We start from the raw sequence: 8,434 nt of genomic DNA, 5'->3' as shown, positions 1-8,434 counted from the left end.
CAGGATGGCTTGCTCAATCGGCGTTTAGAAAATAAGCCGAAGGGATAGAAGAATACAGGAGCCGTATACGAGGCCCGTACGTACGGTTCTGTGAGAGGGATGAGGCAAAAGCCTCACCCTACTCGATATAGCTGTATAAATGTAGCTTATGAGTCAATAGATTTATGATAATCTTCTAAGTCTTTAGCTGCATTAGGATCGTTAAATATGCTCTCATCTAGCTCACCTTCAGACTTGGCAACAACACAGGTAACCATACAATCGCCGGTTACATTAACTGCTGTACGTGTCATATCAAGTAATCTATCTACACCGATAATAATTGCAATCCCTTCTACGGGTAAGCCAACTTGGTTAAGTACCATTGCCAGCATTATTAAACCAACACCAGGTACGCCTGCTGTACCTACAGAGGCAAGTGTTGCTGTTAATATAACCATTAGATAATCAGATATTGTCAAATCGACACTAAACACTTGTGCAATGAACACGGTAGCCACACCTTGCATGATGGCAGTGCCATCCATGTTAATGGTAGCACCCAGTGGGATAGTAAATGAGGCAACCGAGTTATTAGCACCTAATTTTTTAGTAGCAGTTTCAAGTGTAATAGGCATAGTTGCGCTTGAGCTCGAGGTACTAAATGCAAATAAGCATGTGTGCTTCATTTTTGCTAAGAAAATAAGTGGGTTTAAGCCCGTTAATATTTTTAAAAGCAATGTGTAGTTTACAAAAGCATGTAATAACAGTGCAAGCACTACAACGCCAAAGTACTTAGCTAAGCTCACAATTAAGTTAAGCTCAATTGTTGTAAACAGTTTTGCCATTAAAAAGAACACGCCATAAGGGGCAATATTCATTAAAAGCGTAACTAGTTTTAAAATCACAGTGTTTAAATCTTCAAATACGGTAGCAACACGCTTTCCTGCTTTACCACTTAATGCCATTGCTACACCAAATAAAAGTGCAAACACAATAACTTGAAGCATATTACCTTTGGCCATCGCTTCAAAAGGGTTTGTAGGAAACATATCTATAATTACACGCGCTAGGGTAGGCGCTTCTTTCGCGTCGTAAGTTGCATTAGATGGCAAGCTTATACCTTCACCTGGGCTAAATAATAAGGCAAGTGTAATTGCGACTGTTATAGCAATAGCCGTCGTTAATAAGTATAAACCAATAGATTTACCACCTAGGCGACCTAATTTTTTAGGGTCACTTAAGCTACAGGTACCACAAACAAGCGATACAAAAACAAGAGGCACCACTAACATTTTCAAGCTGGCAATGAATATTTGACCACCAACATGGAAAATACCATCAACAAAAAAGGCTTTAATTGGCAAAGAGAATAACCCAAGTGGTATTAGATAATCGTCTTCACCAGCTAATATAGCCTGAAATATAAAACCTACTGTAACCCCAAGCGCCATACCAATCATGATGCGAGTGGTTAAACTCATTGAACGGATTTTTGACATATTTCCTGATCTACATTTTATAAATTTGCCATAGACTACCAGCAAGGAAATATTTACTACAGAAAAAGTTAGTATTTATTTAAAAATATTTCACTCAAAAAAGTAATAAAAAACTGTGATTTTAGACTAAGTTATAGGTTAATATTAAGCAGGAATTAATTTTGATTATAATAACAACGCTAGGGAGAGGTTTATGCCTTTAATGCGACTACTCAGCATCTCATTGCTCAGTTTTTTTCTTACAGCTTGTGGTGGCGGTGGGTCACTTGAAAAAGATGGTTCTATTGGTGATGATACCGGGGGGACTGATGGTGGGACTATTGTACAGACAGCGAATATTGAAATTTCTTTTGAAGACCGCTCTGTCGCTGCAGATTCACCATTAGAAATAACAGCAACTGTTGTAGGTGCTGATGGGCAGCCAGTACAACGGCAAGAGGTTAGTTTTACAACCACATTAGGTTCATTTATTCCCGCAACTGGTAGTGCTCTAACCAACACAAGTGGTGTAGCAACTATTGAGCTAGCAGCTGGCAGCGTTGAAGGTGCGGGTACCGTTATAGCAACGTACGAAGATACTAGCAGTAAACTTGGCTTTTATACTGCAGGAGATGAAGCTCCATCGGATGATTCTAGCGCTAACATTGATATTAAAATTTTACAAAACTGCCCCGATAATTGGCTAAATATCGATCGTGATGCGATTGAGCTAAATTTTTCTGATTGTTCAGAAAATAGTAACCTCGTAAGCCAACAGGCTATTATCTATGCAAAAGTAACAAAAGCAGGGACAAATACTCCTGCAAGTAATGTGCTGGTTAATGCTACGACAACATTAGGTGTTTTATTACCAGAGAGCTTAACTGCAAAAACTGACGCATTTGGTATTGCGGTTTTAAATCTTTTGCCTGGAAGTAGCTCTGGTGTAGGTCAAGTAGAGTTGACATCACAAAATAGCATCGCATCAGCTTTATTTGAAATTAATGCTGTTCAAGTTAGTGTTGATTTAAATTCGGGTATTGGCTCGTCAGATATATTATCTGCAGGTTCTACTACAGTAATTACAGCAAAAATTGTAGATAGTAATAATAATTTATTTATGACACCGCTTGAAGTGCAATTCACGTCTGCATGTGCTCAAGAGTCAACACCTAGAGCAACTATTGATAGTGTTGTAACTAGTATTGGAGGGATCGCCAGTACAACATATAAAGCTGATGGTTGTAATGGTGTTGATACAATTACGGCCACGGTGGTTACTGGTGGTAATGTTGCAACACAAACAATTAATATTAATGTAGCAGCGGCTAAGACTGGTTCAATTGCTTTTATTGAAGCGACTAATCAAGTTTTAGCTATTAAAGGAGCTGGGGGGCAAACCCTTACTGAAAACTCAGAGTTAACCTTTAGACTTTTGGATATTAATGGAACTCCAGTAGGTCAAAAGAAAATAGATTTTGCACTTTCACAAAACCCAGGTGGTGCTTTATTGGGTAGCGCATTTCAATTTACCGACAACGATGGTTTAGTAACTGTAAATGTTAGCTCTGGAAGAGCCGCTGGTGTTTTATCTGTTATTGCTTCTCATCAAGTAGTAAGTACAGATACCTCTCAAAACAGTGTTATTTCAATCGTTTCAAACGATATTACTGTTACAACAGGGGTACCAGATCAAGACAGTTTTACTCTTGCAGTGAAAACGTTTAATACCGAGTCATTAAATGAAGCGGGAGTAACTACCGATTTAACCGTATTTGCCGCAGACCACTTTAATAATTTCGTACCGGATAATACAGCAATTTATATTGCCAGTGAAGGCGGTGCTGTAGGCACAATTGATGGCGAGCAGTTTACTCCTTTATTGCTTTGTCGTACAACAGACGGCGTATGTAATGCACAGTGGCGTAGCCAAAACCCTATTCCTTATCATTATAGTATTTACCAGAACTCTGTAGTAGAAAAGTGTGATCGACATTTTGGAAAAGCCGCACCTTGCTCTTTAGGCATCAGGAAGTCGCAATTAAATGCAAGTGGTAATTTAATCACTTATCTTGACAGTAGTGGTGCTGCAATAACCCTTAGTGAAGCACCAGCACTAGCGCCGATTGATTACCCTCTAGGTGGACGAGTAAGTTTATTGGCTTATTCGGTGGGTGAGGAGTCCTTCAATGATGTATCGGCAAATGGCGTATTTAATCAAAATGAATTTGACTCTACATTGCAGGATTTACCAGAAGCATTTATAGACTTTAATGAAAATGGTGTGTTTGATGGTGAGTTACCTGCGCCAACTAATCCTGTTGACTCCAATGGCGGGGAAAACGAATGGTACGTTGAGCGCTCTGGCGCATTAAATAATGGTAAGTATGATGACGGTGATAAGATTTATAATGGTTTATTATGTAGTGATGAAGCCCTTACAGCTAAAGCTTGTACTAGAGAAACAGTAAATGTACGTGCTCGTTCAGAGTTAGTTATGTCTGGTAGTACTCCCTATATTAGAGCTGTAACACCCTTAAATGATTGTACCTTAAATAGTGGTATTAGTTTAGAAGCCTCTGATATGGCTGGTATGTGTGACATAAACCTGATTGATATTAGTAACTCGACGCCTTACAGTGCAATTTCGGTTACTATTTTCTTCAGTGATATTCATAACAACCCATTACCAGCGGGCACTACTGTTAAAGTAACATCTGATAATGCTGTACTGAAAGGGTTGACTGATTATACTGTAATTAACACAGCGCAAAAAGTTCCAAATTCAGTCTCTGTCAATATTACTAAAGAGACAGAGCCTGATGCTGTAGACTCTGGCTTTTTATATATTGAATTTGAAACACCTGGTGGAGTTAAAACTCAGTATACCGTGATGTCGATTTTGGATGAACCAGAGCCTTAGAAAAATAAAGTATTTAAAAATGCCAACCTTTAGGTTGGCATTTTTGTTTCTGTTCTATATATTCCACATCAATTAATCTAAAAACACCTGTTTGTTTAATTTAACGACAAAAATTGTTCGTTTATTCAGTAAATACTGAAAAGTTTGTATTAAAAGCTTGTAACAACTAGTGTTTGTAGATATACCTATAAATATTCGCGCCGCTTATGTCGGCAAAACACATTTTTAATATTTGGTTAGAAATAGGCAACTATGGGCAAATCGCTAGTAATTGTAGAGTCACCTGCTAAGGCTAAAACAATTAATAAATATTTAGGTAATGACTTCATCGTAAAGTCCAGTATTGGGCATGTACGTGATTTACCTACTTCAGGTTCGAGCAAAGCTAAAGTGCCGGCAACTAAAACGCCAGCAGAAGTTCGCAAAATGGAACCTGAAGAGAAAGCAGCGTATAAAAAGCAACGAGATTATACTAACCTGGTCGCGCGTATGGGTATTGATCCTGAGCAAGGTTGGGAGCCGCATTACGAAATACTGCCGGGTAAAGAGAAGGTTGTTCAAGAATTACAAAAGCTGGCTGAAAATGCAGATCAAATATACCTCGCAACGGATTTGGATAGAGAAGGGGAAGCAATTGCTTGGCACCTTCAAGAAATCATTGGCGGTGAACCTGAAAAGTATAAGCGCGTAGTTTTTAACGAAATTACTAAAAACGCAATACAACAAGCCTTCGAAACACCAGGTGAGCTTAATACAGACATGGTTTACGCTCAGCAAACACGACGCTTTTTAGACCGTGTTGTAGGCTTTATGGTTTCTCCTTTGTTGTGGGCAAAAGTTGCACGTGGTCTATCTGCAGGACGAGTTCAGTCTGTTGCGGTACGCTTATTAGTTGAGCGTGAACGTGAAATTAAGGCATTTATCCCTGAAGAGTTTTGGGATATTCACGCTGACGTTAAGAATACTGAGTCTGAGTTACGCTTAGAAGTAACCAAACAAGCAGGAAAGGCATTTAAGCCTGTAAATGAAGCTCAGGCTAGCGCAGCGGTTAAAAGCCTTGAGAATGCAGAATACAAAGTAATTAGCGTTGAAGAAAAACCAAGTAAAAGTCGCCCAAGTGCGCCATTAATTACTTCAACCATGCAGCAAGCGGCAAGCACACGTTTAGGTTATGGCGTTAAAAAGACCATGATGCTTGCTCAGCGTTTGTATGAAGGCGGTTATATTACGTACATGCGTACTGATTCAACTAATCTTTCAAAAGATGCCGTTGAAATGTGTCGTGAGTATGTAACAAACGAGTTTGGTGCTAAATACTTACCAAAAGATCCAATTAGCTACAGCTCTAAAGGCAATGCACAAGAGGCGCATGAGGCAATACGTCCTTCAAGCGTTACCGTGTTATCTGGTCATGTTGAAGGTGTTGACGCCGATGCTAAAAAGCTGTACGAGCTAATTTGGCGTCAATTTGTAGCGTGCCAAATGGTACCTGCTGAATATGATTTAACAACACTAACTGTTGCAGCTAACGACTTCCAGCTTAAAGCGAAAGGCCGTGTGCTCCGCTTTGATGGTTGGACAAAAGTACAACCTGCAATACGTAAGAAAAACGAAGAAGATCAATCACTACCGGCTGTTAAAGAAGGTGAAGTCCTTACTTTAATCGAACTCGATCCTAAGCAACATTTTACTAAACCGCCAGCGCGCTTTAGTGAAGCAAGTTTAGTAAAAGAGCTTGAAAAACGCGGTATTGGTCGTCCATCTACTTATGCGTCAATTATATCAACGATTCAAGATCGTGGTTATGTACGTGTAGAAAACCGCCGTTTCTTCGCTGAAAAAATGGGTGAAATAGTTACCGATCGCTTGGTTGAAAATTTCACTGATTTAATGAACTTTGATTTTACAGCTAAAATGGAAGGCCGTTTAGATGATATCGCTGAAGGCGAGCGTGTATGGACTCAAGTTCTAGATAAGTTTTATGCTGATTTTTCAACGCAATTAACTGTTGCTAAAGACGAGCCAGAGAACGGTGGCATGCGTCTTAACGAGATGGTTGAAACCGATATTGAATGTCCTACGTGTAGCCGAAAAATGGGTATACGAACGGCATCAACTGGTGTTTTCCTAGGGTGTACTGGTTACAGCCTTCCGCCAAAAGAGCGTTGTACTACAACAATGAACTTGGTGTCGGGTGATGAAGCAGTTGCAGCTGATGTAGAAGATGTAGAAGATGTAGAAACTGAAAAGTTAATGCAGATGAAGCGTTGTCCTATTTGTGAAACTGCAATGGATTCATACCTAATAGACGAAACCCGTAAATTACATGTGTGTGGTAATAACCCGGCATGTAAAGGGCATATAGTTGAAGAAGGTACCTTTAAAATTAAAGGCTATGACGGACCAATTATCGAATGTGATAAATGTGGCTCTGACATGGAACTTAAATCGGGTCGTTTTGGTAAGTATTTTGGCTGTAATAATGACGAGTGTAAAAACACACGTAAACTACTTAAAAGCGGCGAAGCTGCTCCACCAAAAGAAGACCCTGTTCACATTACTGAATTAGAGTGTGAAAAGTCAGATGCGTATTTTGTATTACGTGATGGCGCAGCTGGTATATTTTTAGCTGCAAATACTTTTCCTAAGTCTCGTGAAACACGTGCGCCTAAGGTAGAAGAGTTAAAACGCTTTAGAGACCGTATCTCGCCTAAGTTTTATTACTTAGCAGATGCACCTGCTAAAGATCCTGATGGTAATCTTGCTGTTGTACGCTACAGCCGTAAAAATAAAGCTCAGTATGTTATGACTGAAGTTGACGGTAAAGCTACTGGGTGGACTGCTCATTATGAAGCAGGTAAATGGACAGAAGAAGCGAAGAAAAAAGCAGCGCCTAAAAAGAAAGCAGATGCAAAAAAGGCACCAGCTAAAGCTAAGCCTAAAGCGAAAGCTAAAAAAGAAGATGAATAAGCTCGTTATTGCTTATTCATAGCTTTTGTAGATTTAAAAAGTCATAAAAAAACCGGAATGCACAGCTTGTGTCTATTCCGGTTTTTTTGTGCCTAGTTGAGTGCTTTCGCAACGGCTTTATTAGCAGTACATTCACCTAAGCGTGTTACCAATTTGATTAAAAACATGCTGATTTTAGCGTATTAAATAACTCAGTTACTGCGTTAAAAACTATTCATATATGACTGCATAGATGCAGAGAGTAGGCATTGCATGGAGCAGCTGCCGAGAACAAATATATGTCATGCTTTTTCGCTTAGTTATTGAGCTATATTCTTAGCGCTATAATTGATCACTAATTAAATGTAATTGGTATAATTAAATCTTAACAGAAGATACTTTTTTATAGCCTTCAGATTCAAGCTCATCATTTACGCATTTTAATACGTAGGCATTTAGCTCTTCATTGCTTACGTCATCATCTTTAGCCCAGTTAACACACATTTCTGTGTATTCTTTTATCATTTCGGCTGAAGCTGTTGGCGCATCGTCTGCAACCGCGTAAGTCGCAGATACTGCAAATAGTGGTGCTACGATTAATGCTAGCAATGCTTTTTTCATTCGTTTATTCCTAAAAAAATGGTGTGATGACTGATTTATCCAGTTTAAAGTTAGGTATAAATCAGTAGTGCCCAATTCAGAACAACTCTGTTGGTATGCTGATTTTTAATCGAAATTGAAATAAAAGATAACGAAATTTTTTTATCGTGAGGATGAGTAATTTACTTGTCAGTTTTTTAACTTTAGTAAGTACAGCATTATCAGCTGGAGTAATATATTTAGTAGCTAAGAAAACTTGATTCTGCGCTTTATATTAATAACCTTTAGGGCGTGTTGATCTTTGTGGTATGAAAAACAAACAGCATGAAGATAAGGTATAATTGAATTCGCCAGAAAACTTTACACCGAACCTATATGCCAAGATTAATGTTAACAGACGGGACATGGAATGTCTTATCAAAAGTAATGTACTTAAGTGGTCGAATTTATAATAAGCCCGACCATAGAAAAACGCTCGAAGGCATACTGTATAAGATGCGCA

4 protein-coding genes and 1 pseudogene are annotated in these 8,434 nt (G+C 38.9%); 3 read left to right on the top strand and 2 right to left on the bottom strand.

Annotated elements, in window-relative coordinates:
- Positions 1 to 146: 146 nt before the first annotated feature.
- Positions 147 to 1,481 (bottom strand): dicarboxylate/amino acid:cation symporter, encoded by a 1,335-nt coding sequence (locus tag QL998_RS19710; RefSeq protein WP_007582590.1) that lies wholly within the window; start codon positions 1,479 to 1,481, stop codon positions 147 to 149.
- 193 nt (positions 1,482 to 1,674) lie between these two features.
- Here QL998_RS19710 and QL998_RS19705 point away from each other — a divergent pair, with 193 nt between their 5' ends.
- A complete protein-coding gene (locus QL998_RS19705) occupies positions 1,675 to 4,383 on the top strand; it encodes a hypothetical protein (RefSeq protein ID WP_290193334.1) in 2,709 nt (902 codons plus the stop codon).
- Positions 4,384 to 4,635: 252 nt separating this feature from the next.
- Positions 4,636 to 7,353, top strand: coding sequence for a type I DNA topoisomerase (gene topA / locus QL998_RS19700; RefSeq protein ID WP_290193333.1), 2,718 nt, complete (start codon positions 4,636 to 4,638; stop codon positions 7,351 to 7,353).
- 357 nt (positions 7,354 to 7,710) lie between these two features.
- Here the strand turns inward: topA and QL998_RS19695 are convergent, their stop codons facing one another.
- Entirely contained in the window at positions 7,711 to 7,953 is a 243-nt protein-coding gene (locus QL998_RS19695) for a hypothetical protein (protein WP_002959734.1), read from the bottom strand.
- 354 nt (positions 7,954 to 8,307) lie between these two features.
- Here QL998_RS19695 and QL998_RS19690 point away from each other — a divergent pair.
- A pseudogene (locus tag QL998_RS19690) lies at positions 8,308 to 8,434 on the top strand (IS5/IS1182 family transposase); the annotation flags it as partial.

Origin of the sequence: Pseudoalteromonas sp. APC 3691 (genome assembly GCF_030408135.1) — a bacterium.
Lineage (GTDB): Bacteria > Pseudomonadota > Gammaproteobacteria > Enterobacterales > Alteromonadaceae > Pseudoalteromonas.
The sequence above is the reverse complement of the archived record's forward strand: the minus strand, read 5'-3'. Positions and strand labels throughout refer to the sequence as shown.

Excerpts from the sequence above, each read along its gene's own strand:
- QL998_RS19695 (WP_002959734.1), bottom strand. The coding sequence starts at position 7,953 with ATGAAAAAAGCATTGCTAGCATTAATCGTAGCACCACTATTTGCAGTA.
- QL998_RS19705 (WP_290193334.1), top strand. The coding sequence starts at position 1,675 with ATGCCTTTAATGCGACTACTCAGCATCTCATTGCTCAGTTTTTTTCTT.
- QL998_RS19710 (WP_007582590.1), bottom strand. The coding sequence starts at position 1,481 with ATGTCAAAAATCCGTTCAATGAGTTTAACCACTCGCATCATGATTGGT.
- topA (WP_290193333.1), top strand. The coding sequence starts at position 4,636 with ATGGGCAAATCGCTAGTAATTGTAGAGTCACCTGCTAAGGCTAAAACA.